At 76.5% G+C, this 18,544-nt stretch carries 17 protein-coding genes and 2 pseudogenes; 11 read left to right on the top strand and 8 right to left on the bottom strand.

Annotated elements, in window-relative coordinates:
- The 4 genes from KVT14_RS18535 to KVT14_RS18520 all read left to right on the top strand — a co-directional run.
- Window positions 1-2,007, top strand: a 2,007-nt coding sequence (locus KVT14_RS18535) for an RNA helicase (RefSeq protein WP_217617013.1), incomplete at its 5' end; no start/stop codon positions are given.
- Between the two features lie 65 nt (window positions 2,008-2,072).
- Window positions 2,073-3,710, top strand: a complete 1,638-nt coding sequence (locus KVT14_RS18530; RefSeq protein ID WP_217617012.1) for an amidohydrolase — start codon at window positions 2,073-2,075, stop codon at window positions 3,708-3,710.
- 596 nt (window positions 3,711-4,306) lie between these two features.
- The gene (lnt, locus tag KVT14_RS18525; protein WP_217617011.1) at window positions 4,307-5,872 is read left to right on the top strand and encodes an apolipoprotein N-acyltransferase; all 1,566 of its coding nucleotides are present in this window, start codon (window positions 4,307-4,309) and stop codon (window positions 5,870-5,872) included.
- A complete protein-coding gene (locus KVT14_RS18520) occupies window positions 5,869-6,666 on the top strand; it encodes a polyprenol monophosphomannose synthase (RefSeq protein ID WP_308161164.1) in 798 nt (265 codons plus the stop codon). The genes lnt and KVT14_RS18520 overlap by 4 nt, the downstream gene beginning before the upstream one ends.
- Window positions 6,667-6,728: 62 nt before the next feature.
- Here the strand turns inward: KVT14_RS18520 and KVT14_RS18515 are convergent, their stop codons facing one another.
- The 3 genes from KVT14_RS18515 to KVT14_RS18505 form a co-directional block, all read right to left on the bottom strand.
- Window positions 6,729-7,073 (bottom strand): RNA polymerase-binding protein RbpA, encoded by a 345-nt coding sequence (locus KVT14_RS18515; protein ID WP_147793582.1) that lies wholly within the window; start codon window positions 7,071-7,073, stop codon window positions 6,729-6,731.
- 244 nt (window positions 7,074-7,317) lie between these two features.
- Window positions 7,318-8,418, bottom strand: a complete 1,101-nt coding sequence (locus tag KVT14_RS18510) for a glutamate--cysteine ligase (RefSeq protein WP_308161163.1) — start codon at window positions 8,416-8,418, stop codon at window positions 7,318-7,320.
- A 78-nt stretch (window positions 8,419-8,496) separates the two neighbouring features.
- The gene (locus tag KVT14_RS18505; protein ID WP_217617010.1) at window positions 8,497-8,787 is read right to left on the bottom strand and encodes a DUF4287 domain-containing protein; all 291 of its coding nucleotides are present in this window, start codon (window positions 8,785-8,787) and stop codon (window positions 8,497-8,499) included.
- 121 nt (window positions 8,788-8,908) lie between these two features.
- On the opposite strand from KVT14_RS18505, the gene KVT14_RS18500 reads away from it, so the two are divergent.
- Window positions 8,909-9,523: a shikimate kinase gene (locus tag KVT14_RS18500; protein WP_217617009.1), complete on the top strand. Its 615-nt coding sequence runs from the start codon at window positions 8,909-8,911 to the stop codon at window positions 9,521-9,523.
- A 130-nt stretch (window positions 9,524-9,653) separates the two neighbouring features.
- Window positions 9,654-10,091, top strand: coding sequence for a hypothetical protein (locus KVT14_RS18495; protein ID WP_217617008.1), 438 nt, complete (start codon window positions 9,654-9,656; stop codon window positions 10,089-10,091).
- Window positions 10,092-10,123: 32 nt separating this feature from the next.
- Here the strand turns inward: KVT14_RS18495 and KVT14_RS18490 are convergent, their stop codons facing one another.
- From KVT14_RS18490 to KVT14_RS18480, 3 genes are all read right to left on the bottom strand, one after another.
- A complete protein-coding gene (locus tag KVT14_RS18490; RefSeq protein WP_217617007.1) occupies window positions 10,124-10,624 on the bottom strand; it encodes a hypothetical protein in 501 nt (166 codons plus the stop codon).
- A gap of 137 nt (window positions 10,625-10,761) precedes the next feature.
- Window positions 10,762-10,971 (bottom strand): helix-turn-helix transcriptional regulator, encoded by a 210-nt coding sequence (locus tag KVT14_RS18485; RefSeq protein ID WP_217617006.1) that lies wholly within the window; start codon window positions 10,969-10,971, stop codon window positions 10,762-10,764.
- On the bottom strand, window positions 10,971-11,450 hold the full coding sequence (locus KVT14_RS18480) for a DUF2975 domain-containing protein (RefSeq protein WP_217617005.1): 480 nt from the start codon (window positions 11,448-11,450) through the stop codon (window positions 10,971-10,973). The genes KVT14_RS18485 and KVT14_RS18480 overlap by 1 nt, the downstream gene beginning before the upstream one ends.
- A 121-nt stretch (window positions 11,451-11,571) precedes the next feature.
- Between KVT14_RS18480 and KVT14_RS18475 the strand changes: the two genes are divergently transcribed.
- The 3 genes and pseudogenes from KVT14_RS18475 to KVT14_RS18465 all read left to right on the top strand — a co-directional run bounded on the left by KVT14_RS18475 (window position 11,572) and on the right by KVT14_RS18465 (window position 16,827).
- Window positions 11,572-13,086, top strand: a complete 1,515-nt coding sequence (locus tag KVT14_RS18475; RefSeq protein WP_217617004.1) for a PQQ-binding-like beta-propeller repeat protein — start codon at window positions 11,572-11,574, stop codon at window positions 13,084-13,086.
- A 40-nt stretch (window positions 13,087-13,126) separates the two neighbouring features.
- Window positions 13,127-14,335, top strand: coding sequence for an epoxide hydrolase family protein (locus KVT14_RS18470; protein ID WP_217617003.1), 1,209 nt, complete (start codon window positions 13,127-13,129; stop codon window positions 14,333-14,335).
- A 106-nt stretch (window positions 14,336-14,441) separates the two neighbouring features.
- Window positions 14,442-16,827 (top strand): annotated as a pseudogene (locus KVT14_RS18465) (ATP-binding cassette domain-containing protein).
- Between the two features lie 22 nt (window positions 16,828-16,849).
- On the opposite strand, the gene KVT14_RS18460 reads toward KVT14_RS18465, so the two are convergent.
- Window positions 16,850-17,311, bottom strand: a complete 462-nt coding sequence (locus tag KVT14_RS18460) for a RidA family protein (protein ID WP_308161162.1) — start codon at window positions 17,309-17,311, stop codon at window positions 16,850-16,852.
- A 3-nt stretch (window positions 17,312-17,314) separates the two neighbouring features.
- Complete coding sequence (locus KVT14_RS18455; protein WP_308161161.1) at window positions 17,315-17,674, bottom strand: nuclear transport factor 2 family protein; 360 nt, start codon at window positions 17,672-17,674, stop codon at window positions 17,315-17,317.
- Window positions 17,675-17,837: 163 nt separating this feature from the next.
- Here KVT14_RS18455 and KVT14_RS18450 point away from each other — a divergent pair, with 163 nt between their 5' ends.
- Both KVT14_RS18450 and KVT14_RS18445 read left to right on the top strand, forming a co-directional pair.
- On the top strand, window positions 17,838-18,176 hold the full coding sequence (locus KVT14_RS18450) for a DUF3140 domain-containing protein (RefSeq protein WP_217617002.1): 339 nt from the start codon (window positions 17,838-17,840) through the stop codon (window positions 18,174-18,176).
- Between the two features lie 160 nt (window positions 18,177-18,336).
- Window positions 18,337-18,544 (top strand): annotated as a pseudogene (locus KVT14_RS18445) (patatin-like phospholipase family protein); the annotation flags it as partial.

Genomic DNA, 18,544 nt, shown 5'->3' with positions numbered 1-18,544 from the left:
CGGCCGGGCGGCGGCCCCGGCGGCGGTGGCCCCGGCGGGGGCGGCCCGCGGCCGGTGCCGCGCCCCGTCATGGTCGACGTCCTCGACGAGGCCGGCCTGCTCCCGGCGATCGTGTTCATCTTCTCGCGCGCCGGCTGCGACGCCGCGGTCGCCCAGTGCCTCGCGGGCGGGCTGCGGCTGACGCCCCCCGCGGAGGCGGAGGAGATCCGGTTCATCGCGGAGACCCGGTGCGCGTCGATCGCGCCGGAGGACCTCGACGTCGTCGGCTACTGGGGCTTCGTCGACGCGCTGGTGCGGGGCGTCGCCGCGCACCACGCCGGGATGCTGCCGGCGTTCAAGGAGACGGTCGAGGAGGCGTTCGCCCGCGGGCTGGTCAAGGTGGTGTTCGCCACGGAGACGCTGGCTCTGGGCATCAACATGCCCGCGCGGTCCGTGGTGCTGGAGAAGCTGGTCAAGTGGGACGGCTCGCACCACGTCGACATCACGCCGGGGGAGTACACCCAGCTGACCGGCCGCGCGGGGCGGCGGGGCATCGACTCCGAGGGCCACGCGGTCGTCCTGGGCCGGGGCGACCTCGACCCGATGGCGCTGGCGGGGCTCGCGTCGAAGCGGCTGTACCCGCTGCGCTCGGCGTTCCGGCCGACCTACAACATGGCGGTCAACCTGGTCGCGCAGGTGGGCCGGGTCCGGGCGCGCGAGGTGCTGGAGACGTCGTTCGCGCAGTTCCAGGCCGACCGCGGGGTCGTCGGCCTCGCGCGGCAGGCGCAGAGCCACGCCGAGGCGCTCGAGGGCTACGCCGAGGCGATGACCTGCCACCTCGGGGACTTCGGCGAGTACTTCGCGCTGCGCCGCGAGCTCTCGGACCGGGAGCGGGGCGTGCACCGCGCGAGCGCGGCGGCGCGGCGGCAGCAGGCGGCGGCGAGCCTGCAGGGCCTGTCGGTCGGCGACGTCGTCGCGGTGCCGAGCGGCCGGCGGTCCACCTACGCGGTGGTCGTCGACCCGGGGACGCACGGCGGCTTCGAGGGCGCCCGGCCCATGGTGCTCACGACTGAGCGCGAGGTGCGCCGGCTGTCGGTCCAGGAGGTCGGCGACGGGATCCGGGCGGTCGGGCGGCTGCGCGTGCCGAAGGGCTTCTCGCCGCGGGCGGCGTCGCACCGGCGTGACCTGGCGGCGACCCTCCGCGGGGAGATCAACGTGGGGAGGATCACGGGGGCCGCCCCCGCCCGGCGCCGTGGCCGGGCGGTCGCGGAGGACGAGGACGAGGCGATCGCCGCGCTGCGTCGCGAGCTGCGCGCGCACCCGTGCCACCAGTGCCCCGACCGCGAGGAGCACGCCCGCTGGGCGGAGCGGTGGTCCCGGCTGGAGGGCGAGCACCGGGCGCTGGTCCGGCGGATCGAGGGCCGGACCGGCTCGATCGCGGTCGTGTTCGACCGGATCTGCGAGGTGCTGGACTCCCTCGGCTACCTGGCGACGGACGAGGACGGGGGCACGGTGGTGACCGACGAGGGCCGGTGGCTCCGGCGGATCTACGCCGAGAACGACCTGCTGCTCGCCGAGTGCCTGCGGCGCGGGGCGTGGGCGGAGCTCGACGTGCCGGGGCTCGCCGCCGCGGTGTCGGCCGTCGTGTACTCGGCGCGCCGGGACGACCGGGACCGCAGCCCCGCGGTGCCCGGTGGTCCGTCGAGCCGGCTGGGCATCGCCCTCGACGCGACGACGCGCATCTGGTCCGAGCTCGACGACCTGGAGAGCGCGCGCCGCATCGAGTCGACGCAGCCGCTCGACCTCGGCCTGGTGGCGCCCGTGCACCGGTGGGCGGCCGGGCGCGGGCTCGACGCCGTGCTCCGGGACGCGGACCTCGCGGCGGGCGACTTCGTCCGGTGGTGCAAGCAGGTCGTCGACGTGCTGGACCAGGTGGCCAAGGCCGCGCCCGACGCGCGGCTGCGGGAGACGGCGCGCAAGGCGGTGACCGCGGTGCGCCGCGGCGTGGTGGCGTACGCGGGGACGTGACGGGGGAGGCGCCCGGCGACGAACGCCCGCGGGCCGCCTGTGACCTGCCCGGTTAGGGTTCCCGCGTGAGCACCACCCTGTACCGGGGCGGTGCGGTGCTGACGCCTGCCGTCCTCGCCGCGCCCGCGACCGCCGCCGCGCCCTCCGCCCTGCTGGTCGCCGACGGCGCGATCGCGTGGGTCGGCGGTACCGACGAGGCGGACGGCCTTGCCGACGGGGCGGACGACGTCGTGGACCTCGGCGGCGCCCTGGTGACGCCGGGGTTCGTCGACGCGCACGCGCACGTGCTCGACACCGGTCTGGTGCGCGCCGGCGTGGACCTGGGGGCGTGCGCCTCGCTCGCGGAGGCGCTGGCGGCCGTGCACGCGGCGGCCACCGGCCCGGTCGGCCACCGGCTGGCCGCGGAGGGCGCCCCGCTCACCGGCTGGGGCTGGGCGGAGGACGGCTGGCCGGAGGGCCGCCCGCCGACCCGCCAGGAGCTGGACGCCGCCGCGGGCGGGGCGCCGGTCTACCTCGGCCGCGTCGACCTGCACGCCGGGGTCGTGTCGACGTCGTTCGCCGAGGTGCTCGGGCTCCGCGACCTGCCCGGGTGGCGGGCGGACGGGCTGGTGACGGGGGAGGCGCACGCCGTCGCGCGCGCGGCGCTCCGGGACCTGCCCGCCGACGTCCGGGACGCCCGGTACCGCGGCGCCCTCGAGGCGGCGGCGCGCGCCGGCGTCGTCGCCGTGCACGAGCAGAGCGCCCCGCGCACGGACACCCGGGCGGGCCTCGCCGCGCTGCTGGCGCTGACCGCGGACCCGGCGTCGACGCTGCCGCTGGTCGTCGGGTACCGGGCCGAGCTGTGCGAGACCGCCGACGACGTCCGCGCGCTCGCCGCGGCGATCCCGGGCCTGGCCGGCGTGGGCGGGGACCTGGCCGCCGACGGCTCGCTCGGCAGCCGGACGGCCGCGCTGCGCGCCCCGTACGCCGACGCGCCCGACGGCTGGCCGCACCCCGCGGGCCGGCTGGACCTCACCGCCGAGCAGGTGAGCAACCACGTGGCGTCCGCCACCCGCGCGGGGCTGCCCGCGGCGTTCCACGTCATCGGCGACCGGGCGCTCGACGAGGTGCTCCTCGGGTTCCGGGTGGCCGCCGAGGTCGAGGGCGTCGACGCGGTGCGCGCCGGCGGGCACCGGCTCGAGCACGCCTCGATGCTGGACGCCCCGGCGCTGGCGGCGCTCGTGCTGCTCGGGTTGACCGTGTCGGTGCAGCCGGCGTTCGACGACGCCTGGGGCGGGGACGACGGGACGTACGCGGCACGGCTCGGACGCGGACGCGCGGCGTCCCTGCACCCGCTCGCCGACCTGCGCGCCGCGGGCGTGCCCCTCGCGTTCGGCTCGGACAGCCCCGTGACGCCGTTCGCCCCGTGGGGCGCGGTCCGCGCGGCGGTGCGGCACCGGACGCCCGACCAGCGGCTGCCGGTCGCGGCGGCGCTGGCCGCGCACACGCGCGGCGGTTGGGCGGCGGCCAGGCGGACAGGCGCGGGCGGTGCGGCTCCCGGCGACCTCGTGGTGGGCGCTCCCGCCCACCTGGCGGTCTGGCGGGTCCCCGAGGGCACGGCCGGCCCCGGTGGCGTGCTGCCGGCGTTGCGAGACGACGAGCCCCTGCCGGAGTGCGTCCGCGCGGTCCGCGCGGGCGCGGTGCTGCACGACGCGCTGGGGTGACGTCCGGCGCCGCGCCCGGCCCGGGTCGCGCGGACGGGTGAATCCGCTGCTCCGCGCGGGGTGCCGCCTCACCCGGTCGGCGGCCCGGTGGACGCCCGCGGGCGCCCGGGCGACACGCCGGACGACACGCCGGGGCGTCTCGACCATCTGGACAAATCCGACAGCGCCCGACGCGCGTGGCGACCTGCGCGGACGCCTCCGGGCGGCGCCGCCGGACCCTTGACACCCCCCGTCGGTTCGATAGGTTCTCGGGAGTGGTCCGGCAGAGGCGCCGCTCGGTGAGCGCCCCAGGGGGTAGGACGCCCGGACCACGTCGGGCTCCGACCAGGCCCGCGTGTTCACTAGAGAACGGGCACCGCCCCAGGTGGTGTCGTGCGGTACGAAGGACACGCGGGCCGGTCGGTCGGCCCCGCCCCCGACGGGGCGACCCGGGCCGCCACGCCGGCTGACGCGTCGACGGACCCGGACGCCGTCGCCCCACCCGCCCGACCCGCCCCGGCCGACCGGTCGCGGCGCGCGCCGGGTCGGCACCGCCGCACGCGCCCGGGCCCGCAGCGTGGCGCCGGACGGACAGCCGGGTGCCGTACCCTGGCGCGGTGCCGCTCCGTGACCCCTCCCGCTGGTGGAGCGCGGTCCTGGCGGTCCTCGGCGGCCTGCTGACCTGGGCCGCGTTCCCCGACCTCGGCTGGTGGTACGCCGCCGCGCCCGGGATGGCCCTGCTGTTCCTCGCGATGCGCCGCGACAGCGCCCGGTGGAACGCCCTGCTGGGGTTCGCCTGGGGCCTGGCGTTCTTCGTGCCGCTGCTCACCTGGGCCGACGTCGCGGTCGGTGCCGTGCCGTGGATCGCGCTCTCGGTGGCGGAGGCGGGCTTCGTCGCGCTGTTCGGCGCCGCGTGGACCTGGGCCCGCCGGGGCGAGGCGGTGTGGCGCCGCGCTTCCCTGCAGCTCGTGGTGTTCGTCGTGCTGTGGGTCGCGGTCGAGGAGCTGCGCGGGATCTGGCCGTTCGGCGGCTTCCCCTGGGGCCGGCTGGCGTTCTCCCAGGCCGACTCGCCGGTGCTGTCCCTCGCGCGCCTGGGCGGCGCACCGCTGGTCTCGGCCGCCGTGGCGGCGGCGGGCGCCGCGCTCGCGCTGGCCTGGCTGGCCGCGCGACGGTTCGCGCTCCTGCCGATGCTCGGCCGCGTGGCGGTCGCGGTGGCGCTGGTCGTGGTCGGCCTCCTCGTCCCGATGGGCACCCGCGCCGAGGACGGCACCCTGACCGTCGGGGCCGTGCAGGGCAACGTCTCCGAGCCGGGGCTGCACGCGTTCGACAACCGGCGCGAGGTCCTGGACAACCACCTCGCGGGTACGTACGCGCTGCTCGACCAGGTGGAGCCGGGCGAGCTGGACCTGGTGCTGTGGCCGGAGAACGGCACCGACATCGACCCCGAGGTGGACGCCCAGGCAGCGGCGGACATCGACGCAGCGGCCCAGGCGGTGGGTGCGCCGATGCTGATCGGCACGATCCAGTACCCGGAGTCGGGCGGCCGGTACAACACGTCGCTGCTCTGGGAGCCCGGCGTCGGACCCGTGGCGTCCTACTCGAAGCAGCGGCCGGCGCCCTTCGCGGAGTACATCCCGCTGCGCAGCCTGGTCCGCCCGTTCTCCTCGGCCGTCGACCTGGTGCAGAACGACATGCTCGCGGGCACGGAGCCGGGCGTCGTGCCCCTGGAGTCCGCCCGCCTCGGCCGCACCGTGCAGATCGGCGACGTCATCTGCTTCGAGGTGGCGTACGACGGGATCGTCCGGGAGAGCGTGCGCGAGGGCGCCGAGGTCCTGGTCGTCCAGACCAACAACGCGTCCTTCGGCTACTCCGCCGAGTCGACCCAGCAGCTCGCGATGGCCCGCCTGCGGGCGGTCGAGCTCGGCCGCGCGACCGTCCAGGTCAGCACCGTCGGCGTCAGCGCCGTGATCGCGCCGAACGGCACCGTCGCCCAGGACACCGAGCTGTTCACCGCCGACCAGCTCGTCGCCCGGCTGCCGCTGCGCCAGTCGCTCACGCCCGCCGCGGTGCTCGGCGCGTGGCCGAGCGGCGTGGTCGGGGCGTTGGCCGTCGTCATGACGCTCGCCGGGATGGCCGGCGCGCGGCGGACCCGCCGGGACGACCGCCCGGAGGGGGCCGCGTGACGCCGGGGTCCGGCAGCCGGCCCGCCGGTCGCGTGCTGGTCGTCGTCCCCACGTACGACGAGCGCGACAGCCTGCCCCGGGCGCTGGCCGCGCTGCGGCTGCACGTCCCGGACGCCGACGTCCTCATCGTCGACGACGCGTCGCCCGACGGCACGGGGGAGCTGGCCGAGCGGATCGCCGCCGCCGACGCCGAGGAGCGCGGCCGAGCCGCGATCCGGGTGCTGCACCGCACCGGGAAGCAGGGGCTCGGCACCGCGTACGTCGCGGGGTTCCGGTGGGCGCTCGAGCGGGGCTACGACGCCGTGGTCGAGATGGACGCCGACGGGTCGCACCGCGCGGAGGACCTGCCGCGGCTGCTCGAGCGGGTGCCGGAGGCGGAGCTGGTCATCGGGTCGCGCTGGGTCCGCGGCGGCCGGGTCGTGAACTGGCCGCTGCACCGGCAGCTGCTGTCCCGCGGGGCGAACACCTACGCCTGGCTGGCCATGGGGCTGCCGGTGCGGGACGCGACCGCCGGGTTCCGGGTGTACCGGGCGGCGGCGCTCGAGGGGCTGGCGCTCGGCGAGGTCGCCTCGCACGGCTACTGCTTCCAGATCGACATGGCCTGGCGGGTGCTGCGCGCCGGCGGCCGCGTGGTCGAGGTGCCGATCACGTTCGTGGAGCGCGCCGAGGGCCGGTCGAAGATGAGCCGGTCGATCGTCGTCGAGGCGCTGGTGCGCGTCACGGTGTGGGGCGCGCAGGAGCGCGCGCGCCAGGTGCGCGACCTGGTGCGGCGCGCGGCGGGCCGCCGCGGCTGACACGACGACGGGCCCCGCACCCGAGGGTGCGAGGCCCGTGCTCACGGCCGTCCGTGGGACGGTCAGGCGCTCCGGCGGAGCTTGCCGGCGCGGAGCAGGTCGAGGCGCTCGTCGAGCAGCTCCTCGAGCTCCTTGATGGTGCGGCGCTCCAGCAGCATGTCCCAGTGGGTGCGCGGGGGCTTCGTGGCCTTCGGCTCGGGCTTGGACGCGTCGCGCAGCAGCGCCTCCTCGCCGCACCGGCACTCCCACACCACCGGCACGTCGGCCTCGACCGAGAACGGCAGGATGATCGTGTGCCCGTTGGGGCAGTCGTAGTACGCCTGGAGACGCGGGGCGAAGTCGACGCCCTCGTCCGTCTCCATGCTGTGGGACCCGATGCGCATACCGCGCAGGGACCGGTTCGACATCAGGGACCTCCGTGCCTTGACATGCCTTGACTTGCCTGGACGTGCAGACGTATCGCTTGTTCGGTGGGGTCAACGTCCGGGGACCGTTCAGTGTTCCAGTGTGGCGTGAAGGTCCCGTGAACGCGCGGCGAGCGCGGGCGGGTGACCTCGGGCACACCCGGCGTGCGCGCCGTCCTCGCAGGTCGGCGGGGCGTCGCCACGGTGTCGCGTGCGTCACGCCCGGCGCCGCGGGCGGTCCCGGCCGTCAGGCGAGCGTGCTGCGCACCGCGCGCCGCACCAGCTCCGCGTCGTCCGCGCCCTCGTGCCGCCACCGCCGCTGCTGCTGGGCGCCGTTGCCGCGGCGGAGCAGCGCGTCGAGGTGCTCCCGCACCCACGGCAGGTCGCCCGCGCGCTCGAGCGCGGGGGTCACGTGCCGCAGGAGCTCGTCGACCGCCCGCGCCGCCGGCACCGGGCGCGCCGTCAGCGGGCTCACCAGGTCGCCCGTCAGGCCCGAGCGCGCCGCCCGCCAGCCGGCCACGCGCACCTCCTCGGCCCGCGGCTGCGGGGCCAGGTCGTCGTCACCGCCGTCGACCGCGGTGTCGGCGAGGCCGCGCACCAGCGCGCCGAGCAGCACCGCGTCCTCCGGGTCGAGGCAGACGTCGGCGACCCGGACCTCGACCGTCGGGTAGCGCGCGGACAGCCGGGCGTCGAAGTAGACCATCCCGGTGTCGAGGATGGTCCCGCTCTCGACCAGGGACCGCACCGTCTCGCGGTACGTGGCCGCGTCGCCGAACGGAGCGGTGGCGCCCGCGGTCGGCCACCGGCCCCACACCTGCGAGCGGAAGCTCTCGTAGCCCGAGTCGTCGCCGCGCCAGAACGGGCTGTTCGCGGAGAGCGCCAGCAGCACCGGGTTCCAGCGGCGCAGGTGGTCGACGACGCGCACGCCCTCCTCGTCGTCGGCGACCTCGACGTGCACGTGGCACCCGCAGGTCAGCTGGTCACGGGCGGTCTGCGCGAACGCGGCGGCGATGTCCTGCGCGCGCCGGTTCACGACGACGGTCGGCTCGACGTCCCTGGGCGACGTGGCCAGGGCGACGATGCGCGCGCCCGCGTGCTGCGCGGAGGAGTCGGCGTGCCAGCGTCCCGCGCGCACCTCCTCGAGCAGCGCGCCCAGGTCCGTGCACGGGTGGGTCGACGTCTCGACCTGCTCCTGGGCGAACTCCTTCTCCAGGTTCCCGCCCGGCTCGCCCCCGTCGTCCTCGCCGTCCTGGGACGACGCGTGCTGCAGCACGGCCGCCGCGACCGCCCGGGGCGACCCGTCTTCCGCCACGAGCAGGAACTCTTCCTCGACACCGATCGTCCTCACGCCGGAAGTCTGACCTCCGCCCTCGCATCTGTCCTGCTGAGCGGCCTGCCGGGCGACCGGGACGGCGACGCGGGCGGGTCAGCTCGGCCTGGTCGCCCTGCCGTCGAGCCACAGGGTGTCCGACTCGTCGCGGTGGCTGCCCGTCGAGCCGACGTGCTTCGCGTCGATCTGCGGGCCCTTCCTGATGACGTGCACGAGGGCCATCGCGTGGCCGCGGCCCAGGCCGTAGTCCTCGGCGAGCCACGCGACGATGGCACCGGCCTTGACGTCGGCGCCGTCGAGTCCCTTGGCCCGCGCCTCGTCGACGAGCGCGCGCGGGGTCCTGCCGGTCTTGTCCTCGATCGCGTCGAGGTAGGCCTGGAACGACATCGGTCGGGTCCTCTCGGTGCGGCGGGGTGCCGCGGCCGAGTGTGCCAGCCGGGATCGCCGCGCGGGGGCGCCGCGCCGGGGACGCCGGCCGGCGGGACCGGCCGTGCGGCAGACTCGGCCGGTGCCCCCCGCCCGCGCCGCCGCGCCGCCCGACGGCCCTCCCGGGCCCCTGCTCGTGCTCGTCGGCCCCGCGGCCTCCGGCAAGTCCACGGTCGGGGCGGCCGCCGCGACCGCCCTCGGGGTGCCGTTCGTGGACGCCGACGCGGCGGGCGAGCGGTACTACCGCGAGGTCGGCTGGGACCTCGACCGCCTGCGCGGGCGGATCGCCGCGGCGGGGCGGGTGGCCGCCGAGCGGGAGTGGGAACCCGCGCGCGCGCACGCCGTGGGGCGGCTGGTCGCGGACCACCCCGGCGCGGTGCTCGCGCTGGGGGCGGGGCACACGACGTACGCCGACCCCGCGCTCGGGTCCGCGGTGGCCGGGGCGCTGGCCGGGGCGGGCGCGGTGGTGCTGCTGCTCCCGGCGGCGGGGCGCCACGAGGCGCTGCGCGTGCTCCGGGCGCGGTCGGTGGCGTCGAAGGGGACGGACTGGGTGCGCGACGGCCACGACTTCCTCGCGGGCTGGCTCGACGACCCGGCCCCGCGGGCGCTGGCCACGCACGTGCTCGTCACCGGCGACGAGGGGCCCGCGCGCACGGCGGAGCGCGTCGCCGCGATCGCGCGGGACGGGACCGGGTAGGCGGGCCCGTGTCCGCGCGCCCGGCGGCGGCCGGCCCGGGGCGTCAGCGTCCCGTGCGGATCCGGGCGCGGGGCGTTCGGGTTCCGTCAGGACCTCCGCCGGAGGGAGCCGCCGGGCGCACGCTGGCGGCATGAGCGCGACGGTGCGGCACGGCGGGCGGGCCCGCGACCCGCGGGCGGACGACGAGCGGGTGGGCGGGCGGCCGCGGCAGGACGCGATGACCGACGACGAGCTCGCCGCCGTCGTGCGGGTGCTGCTGGTCGCCGCCGCGACGCTGACCGGCGTCGCGGTGGCATCGTGGTGGCAGCTCGGGCCGTGGCTGCCGACGGCGGTGGGAGCGGTCGCCGTCGCGGTGCTCGGGCGGCGGATGCCCGCGCCGCTGCTCGCGCTGGCGGCGTTCCTGGCGTGGTGCACGGTCACCGGGTTCGCGACCAACGCCGAGGCGGAGCTGACGTTCGGCGGGGGAGACGCGGCGCGGCTCGCCACGCTCGCCGCCGCGGCCCTCGTGGGCAGGGTCGTGCTGGGCCGGGCGGGGCGTCGCGACGGCCGCGCGGGCCGGCCCGGATGAACCCGGCGTCGTGCCGCCCCGCGGCGCCGCCGTCAGGGTGTGACCGGCGCCCCCGGGGCGCGGCTGCTCGCGCGGGCGCCGATCGCGCGGGCGCGCCGCCAGACGATCTCGGCCTGCAGGCCGACCATGAGCGCGATCATGAGCAGCACCTCCCCGGTGCCGCCGTCGTCGCTGATGTCGTTGAGGTAGGCGATCGTGCCGAGCGCGACCTTCGCCAGGATCAGCGCGACGAACAGGCTGATGGTGACGGCGGTGCCCTGCGCCCACACCCGCCCGTCGGCGGCGTCGCGCCACACGTGGGTCAGGCGCCCGCGGACCACCCCGACGACCGCCGACAGCACCAGGCTGAGCGCGAGGAACGACCAGCCCCACGGGCCGGTGGGCAGGTTGAACCCGCCGATGACCAGCCCGACGCCCGCGTAGATGAGCGCGAGCTTGAACCGGGTGCTCCCGACGACCTCGTGCTTCTGCGTCTGCCGGACGATGGCGTAGATGACCAGGGCCAGGATGATCAGGTAGTTCCAGGCGTCCACAGCGGTCGACCCCCCTCGGCGACCGCCCGGCGCGCCCGGCGTCCGGACGGAGCCGGTACCGCGCAGGGCGACGGCACCACCGTGGCACCCGCGCGGGCGGGCGGGGCATCACCCGGCGCGGACGATCGTGCCGCGCCTCAGTCCTCCTCGACCCACTCCAGCAGGTCGCCCGGCTGGCACTCCAGGACCCGGCACATGGCGTCGAGGGTGCTGAACCGGACCGCCTTCGCCCGCCCGTTCTTCAGCACGGCGACGTTCGCGGGCGTGAGGCCCACCCGCTCGGCGAACTCGCCGACGCTCATCTTGCGGCGGGCCAGCTCGACGTCGATGCGCACGACGATCGGCATCAGACGACCTGGTCCATGTCCGTGCGCAGCGCGGTGGCCTGGCGCAGCAGGGCCCGCAGCACCAGCAGCACCAGGGCGACCACGGTGACCACGGCGGTCGCGAGGAACAGCAGCATCGGCAGGCCGGGGTCGTCCGCGTGCAGGCCGACCCAGAGCAGCACCCCCACCAGCACCAGCCAGCCCGCGGCGACGGCCCACACGATCGCGTCCACCCAGCCGAGCGAGGCCTCGGTGAAGATCCGGTCCCGCCGGACGAGGGTCAGCAGCCGCCAGGTCGCGACGATGACGACCTGCACGCACAGCACCCAGAACACGGTGATGGCGGTCGCCGGCCAGCGGAGCGCGGCGTCCTGGGGGTTCTGCTCGGCGAGGTACCGGAACTGGCCGGGCAGCGAGAGGGTCTGGAACACGACCAGGATCCCGAAGAGCACGACGAGGGCGATGCGGAGCAGGGCGGTGGCCCAGCTGTCGAGGGTCATGGCATCGAGGATCGCTCGGAATCTATCGAAACGCAATAGATCGAACCGCCACGCACACTCTCTCCACCCGGGGACCGCAGAACGCACCCCGGCGCGGGCCCGCAGGCCGTAGGTTGCCTGCATGGCCGGCCCGGAGGCGATGCAGGAGGTCGTGCTCGGTGAGGAGCCGGGCGCCTCGGCCGGCACGGGCGCGTCGGGGGCCGACCCCGCGGGCGACGCCCGCCGGCGGGCACGGCGGCGGGCGCTGCTGCGCTGGTGGCCCGTGGGCGCCCTGGCTGTCCTGGCCGTCGTGGCGGTGCAGGTCGTGCAGGACGCGCGGGAGCGGGACCGGGTGGCCGCGGCGCGGACCGTCGAGGGCGTCGTCCGGTACGACGTCGGGCCGGAGCTGCGCACCGTGCCGCTCGACGAGGGGGAGACCGACCCGCGCCTGACGGGCGGCGTCGTCGCAGGGGACCTGCGGGTGGCCGGCGAGCGGGTCGACTTCGGGCGGCCGCGGGCCGTCTCGGCCGTCGACGCCCGCAGCGGCGCGACCTCCTGGCGGACCGAGGTGGAGACGCAGGCGGAGGCGACCGCGCAGCCCACGATGCGTCCGCCGGAGTGCTGGGCGGCCGGCGGGGCCGGGAGGGCCGGCGAGCCGGTCACGCGCGTGCGCTGCCTCGTGGCGGACCGCCCGGCCACGCTCACGGGCGACGGCGGGTGGCGGGAGGACCCGCCGACCCGCAGCCGGCTCCTGACCCTCGACGCCGCGTCGGGCGCCGTGCTCGCGGACCGGGAGGTGGCGCCGCAGACGGCGGTCGCCGCGGACGACGCGCTGCTCGTGCTGGGTGAGGTCGTCGACGAGCGCACCGTGCGGTTCACCGCCGAGGACGTGGCGACGCAGGAGCCGCTCTGGTCGACCGAGCTCGCCGACCTGCCGGTCGACCCGGTGTTCGACCCGCACCTCGAGCTGGCGGACGACCACCTGCTCGTCTGGGTCGGCGGGCGCCAGCGGGTGCTCGGGACGGACGACGGCGCGCTGCAGGCGGACGGGACCCAGGTCTGGATCGGGCGCGGCGGCGGCCTGCTGGTGCAGGACGGGGACCCGGGCTCGGTCCGGCTGGCGGGACCCGACGGCAGCGGGACGGCAGTCGTCCCCGCGCTGCCGGTGCAGCTGGCCGTCGACGACGGGTCGGTCCCGGGGCTCGAGGTGCTGTCCGCGGTGGTCGGCGGCGACCGCACGCTTCGCGCGGTCGAGGCGGGCTCCGGGCGGACGGTGTGGCAGACGGGCCTCGACGGGGCCACCGACGGGACCGTCCTGCTGCTCGGGGGCGTGTTGTACGGCGTCGACGCCACGGCGGCCTGGGCGGTCGACGCGCGCGACGGCCGGCCGATGTGGCGCACCGTGCGCGCGACCGGCCCGGACGGCGAGCCCGTGCGGGACGTCTCGAACGTCTGGCTCTCCCCGCTGACGGACGGCCGGTCGCTGCTGCTCGTCGAGCAGGGCGTCGACGGCGGCGCGGAGCTGATCGCGTGGTCGCTGCGCTCGGGCGCGGAGCGGTGGCGGGCCGCGCTGCCGCCGGAGGCCGACGGGTGGGCGTACCCCGTGGACGGTGCGCTGTACGGCGGGGGCGAGTCCCCGGTCCGGATCGGCGGCTGACCCCTCCCACGCGCCTGTGCTCCGGCCCTACGGTGGCCCCATGCCGCCCGTCGAGCACGGCCCCGCACCCGCGACCCCCGAACCGTTCGCGCCGCGCACCGACCCCGCGGCCCTCGACGACCTGCGCCGGAGGCTGCGCGCCACCCGCTGGCCGGACGTCCCCGAGGACGCGGGCTGGTCCGCCGGCGTGGACGTCACCTGGCTGCGCGACCTGGTGCGCACCTGGGCCGAGGACTTCGACTGGCCGGCGCGCGAGGCGGAGCTCGACCGGCTGCCCCGGTACCGGGTGCGGGTCGGCGGGCTCGGTGTGCACGTGGTGCACGCCCGCGCGGTGGGCGGGGCGGGCCCGGCGCTGCCGCTCGTGCTCACGCACGGGTGGCCCGACTCGTTCTGGCGGTACTCGGAGGTCGTGGACCTGCTCGCGGACCCCGGCGCGCACGGCGCGGACCCCGCCGACGCCTTCGACGTCGTGGTGCCGGACCTGCCCGGGTTCGGCTACTCGGACCGGCCCGAGGTCGCGCTCGACTCGATCGCGGTCGCCGGGTTGTGGGCGGAGCTCATGACGACGCTCGGCTACCACCGGTTCGGTGCCGCGGGCGGGGACATCGGCAGCCACGTCACCCGGTATCTCGCGCTCGACCACCCGGACCGGGTCGTCGCGGTGCACCGCACGGACGCGGGGATGCCGGGTCCGCACGTCGACCCCGGCGCGGTGACGGACGAGGAGCGCGCGTGGATCGCCGAGGGCGCGCGGTGGGTCGCGGCCGAGGGCGCGTACGCGATCGCGCACCGGACCAAGCCGGACACGCTCGCGGTCGGGCTGACCGACTCGCCCGCGGGGCTCGCGGCCTGGGTGGGCGAGAAGCTGCGGTCGTGGAGCGGCGGGGGCGGCGACCCGGAGGGGGCGCTGACCCGGGACCAGATCCTCACCAACCTGACGATCTACTGGCTGACCGGCACGATCGGGTCCTCGATGCGGATGTACCGGGCGAACGCCGCGATCCCGCCGGAGCAGCTGGCGCGGCGCGTCGAGGTGCCGTCCGGGTTCGCGATCTACCCCGACGACGTCGTGCGACCGCCGCGCGCGTGGCTCGAGCGGAGCGCGAACGCGGTGCGGATCACCGAGCCGCCGCGCGGCGGGCACTTCGCCCCGATCGAGCAGCCCGAGGCGTACGCACGGGAGCTGCGGGAGTTCTTCCGGCCGTTCCGGGCGGGCGGGGGCGGAGCGGCCGGGGCGGCCGGGTACTGAGATCGCCGCCCTCGGGCACGCACCGGGCGACGCGGTCCTTGCGCGCGACGGTGCCGCCCGGCCACGCTGGTGCGCCAGCGCTCGCGACATCCCGGACGGAGACCCCATGACCGCCACGCGGACGGAGGCGGCGGCGACGCCGCACGTCGCCGACAGCCACGACCTGATCCGCGTGCGGGGCGCGCGGGAGAACAACCTCAAGGACGTCGACGTCGAGATCCCGAAGCGCCGGCTCACCGCGTTCACCGGGGTGTCGGGCTCGGGCAAGAGCTCGCTGGTGTTCGCGACGATCGCCGCCGAGTCGCAGCGGATGATCAACGAGACGTACAGCGCGTTCGTGCAGGGCTTCATGCCGACGCTGGCCCGGCCGGACGTCGACGTCCTCGACGGGCTGACCACCGCGATCATCGTCGACCAGGAGCGGATGGGCGCGAACCCGCGGTCGACCGTCGGCACGGTCACGGACGCGAACGCGATGCTCCGGATCGTGTTCAGCCGGCTCGGACAGCCGCACATCGGCTCGCCGCAGGCCTTCTCGTTCAACGTCGCGTCGGTGAGCGGCGCGGGCGCGGTGACGTTCGAGAAGGGCGGCGTCGCGACGAAGGAGCGGCGCGAGTTCAGCGTCACCGGCGGCATGTGCCCGCGGTGCGAGGGCCGGGGCGACGTCCAGGACTTCGACCTCACCCAGCTGTACGACGCGGACAAGTCGCTCGCCGGCGGCGCGCTGACCGTTCCCGGCTACACGATGGACGGCTGGTACGGCCGGATCTTCGCCGGCAGCGGGTTCTTCGACATGGACAAGCCGATCCGCGACTTCACGAAGCGAGAGCTCGCCGACCTGCTGCACAAGGAGCCGACCAAGATCAAGGTCGAGGGCATCAACCTCACCTACGAGGGCATCATCCCGAAGATCCGGAAGTCGATGCTGGTCAAGGACGTCGACGCGATGCAGCCGCACATCCGGGCGTTCGTCGAGCGCGCGGTCACGTTCACCACCTGCCCCGACTGCGGCGGGACCCGGCTCAACGAGGGCGCGCGGTCGTCGAAGATCGGCGGGATCAGCATCGCGGACGCCTGCGCGATGCAGATCAGCGACCTCGCGGCCTGGGTCCGGGACCTGCACGAGCCGTCGGTGGCGCCGCTGCTGGAGGCGCTGGGGGAGACGCTCGACTCGTTCGTGGAGATCGGGCTCGGCTACCTGTCGCTCGACCGCCCGTCGGGGACGCTGTCCGGCGGCGAGGCGCAGCGGACCAAGATGATCCGGCACCTCGGATCGTCGCTGACGGACGTGACCTACGTGTTCGACGAGCCGACGATCGGCCTGCACCCGCACGACATCCAGCGGATGAACGAGCTGCTGCTCCGGCTGCGGGACAAGGGCAACACGGTCCTGGTCGTCGAGCACAAGCCCGAGGCGATCGCCGTCGCCGACCACGTGGTCGACCTCGGGCCCCGCGCCGGGACCGGCGGTGGGGAGATCGTGTTCCAGGGGACCGTCGAGGAGCTGCGGCGCAGCGGCACGCTGACCGGGCGGCACCTGGACGACCGGGCGTCGCTCAAGCCGGCCGTGCGCACGCGGTCGGGCGTGCTCGAGGTCCGGGGCGCGTCCTCGCACAACCTGAAGGACGTCGACGTCGACCTGCCGCTCGGCGTCCTCACGGTCGTCACCGGCGTGGCCGGGTCGGGGAAGTCGTCGCTGATCCACGGGTCGGTGTCGAAGCGGGACGGCGTGGTCGCGATCGACCAGGGCGCGATCCGGGGCTCGCGGCGCAGCAACCCGGCGACCTACACCGGGCTGCTGGAGCCGGTGCGCAAGGCGTTCGCGAAGGCGAACGGCGTGAAGCCCGCGCTGTTCTCGGCCAACTCGGCCGGCGCGTGCCCGACGTGCAACGGCGCGGGGGTCGTCTACACCGACCTCGGGATGATGGCCGGCGTCGCGACCACCTGCGAGGAGTGCGAGGGCCGCCGGTTCCAGGCGTCGGTCCTGGAGTACACCCTCGGGGGGAAGGACATCAGCCAGGTGCTCGCGATGTCCGTGACCGAGGCGGAGGCGTTCTTCGGCGGGGGGCGACGCGCGGACCCCGGCCGCGCACGCGGTGCTCGACCGGCTCGCCGACGTCGGCCTGGGCTACCTGAGCCTGGGCCAGCCGCTCACCACGCTGTCCGGCGGCGAGCGGCAGCGGCTCAAGCTCGCGACCCACATGGGGGAGAAGGGCGGCGTGCTCGTGCTCGACGAGCCGACCACCGGCCTGCACCTCGCCGACGTCGAGCAGCTGCTGGGCCTGCTGGACCGGCTGGTCGACTCCGGCAAGTCCGTCATCGTGATCGAGCACCACCAGGCCGTGATGGCGCACGCGGACTGGATCGTCGACCTCGGACCCGGCGCCGGGCACGACGGCGGCCGGATCGTGTTCGAGGGCACGCCGGCGGACCTCGTGGCGGCGCGGTCGACGCTCACCGGCGAGCACCTGGCGGCGTACGTGGGGGCGTGAGCCCGCACACCACCTGCCGAGGTCAGGCGGCGGGTGGCGGGACCGAGGCCACCGCCTCGACCTCGACCAGCACCCCCGGCCGGGACTCCGGCACCGCCACCACGGTCACGGCGGTGCGCCGCCGGCCCCACACCGCCGCGCTGGCCTCGTAGGCGGCCGTCGGGTCGACCCCCGCGGTGAGGAAGATCCGCAGGATCGCCACGTGGTCGGCGTCCGTGCCCGCCTCGGCGAGCACGGCGAGCAGGTTGCGCATCGCCTGCTCGGTCTGCGGGCCGAGGCCGTCGAGCAGCGTGCCGTCGGCGTCGATCCCGTTCTGGCCGCCCACGTGGAGGGTGGGGCCTGCGGGCAGCACCATCCCCTGCGCGAAGACGGGACTGCGGACCACGCCGGGCGGGTCGACCGGGACCGGGCGCGCGTCGGGCTGGGTGGACATCATCGGCTCCCTGTCGTCGGAGAGCACCAGCATCCCGCGGACCACCGACACGCCTCAGTCCCGGACGAGCACCGTCCACAGCCGCGCGATCCGGTCGTCCCGCACCTCCGCGACGTCGATGCCCCGGACCACCGGGTCCTGCCCGGGGGGCCCGAACTGCCACGCGAGCAGCGCCAGGTCCTGCGCCCGGCGCACCGGCCCGTCCGCGGAGAACGCGAAGCCGGGGGCGCCGTCGAGCAGCCCCTGCGCCTTGCGGTGCACGGCGTCCCAGCCGGACACCGTCTCCTCGGGGTCGGAGAACACGACGTCCCGGGTGTACGTGTCCTCGATCGCCACCCGCCGGCGCTCGGGGTCGCGCTCCCCGAACACCCGCCTGAGGTTGGCGTCCATCAGCTCCTCGATGCGGTCGGCCACGCGCCGCCCCTCTCGTCGCGCCGGCCCGGGCGGGCCCCGGTCGGGTCACGGCGCACGCTACCCGCGTCGGGCGGGCGCGCGGGAGAGGGCGGCGCGGGGTGCCGGCGCCCTGCGGCACCGCCTCGTCGCGCGACCGGGTGGCGCCGGTGCGAGCATGGCGCGCATGGACGACGAGGAGCGGACCGAGGTCGCGCGGGACTACGCGGACGCCGTCAACATGGCGCCGAAGGAGCTCGAGGACTGGCTCGGCACGGACGAGTCGAGGGCGGTCGGGCAGAAGGACGGCGGCGGCGAGTCGGTCGGGCACCACTCGGGGCGGCGGATCGTCGAGATCGCGCGGACGAAGAAGGCCGACCTCACGGACGACGACTACGCGCACATGCGGAAGGTCGTCGGCTACGTGCACCGGCACCTGGCCCAGCGGCCCTCCGGCGACGTCGACGACTCGGCCTGGCGGTACTCGCTGATGAACTGGGGCCATGACCCGCTGAAGCGCGGCTGACGGCGCGCTGACCCGCGTCGCGGCGGTGGCGCGGAAAACCGTCGCGCACCGGCCGGTGCGGGACTAGCGTCCGCGGATCGTGACGACACCCGCCCCTGCGCCCGCCCCCGTCCCGTTCCCGGTCGACGAGACCCGGTCGCGCCCCGGCTCCCGGGCCCTCGTGCTGGGCGGCGGCGGCTCGACCGGCAACGCCTGGCTGCTCGGGGTGGTGGCCGGCCTGCTCGACGGCGGGCTCGACGTGACCGGCGCCGACCTGGTCGTCGGGACCTCGGCGGGGGCGACCGCCGCGGCGCAGCTCGGCGGGGCGCCCGCGAGCGGGCTGTACGCCGCGGCGCTCCCCCCGCCGCCGGCGCGCGGCGAGGGGCGCC

This window comes from Cellulomonas sp. GbtcB1 (genome assembly GCF_019091725.1).
Lineage (GTDB): Bacteria > Actinomycetota > Actinomycetes > Actinomycetales > Cellulomonadaceae > Cellulomonas.
This window is presented reverse-complemented; position numbering and strand designations above follow the sequence as displayed.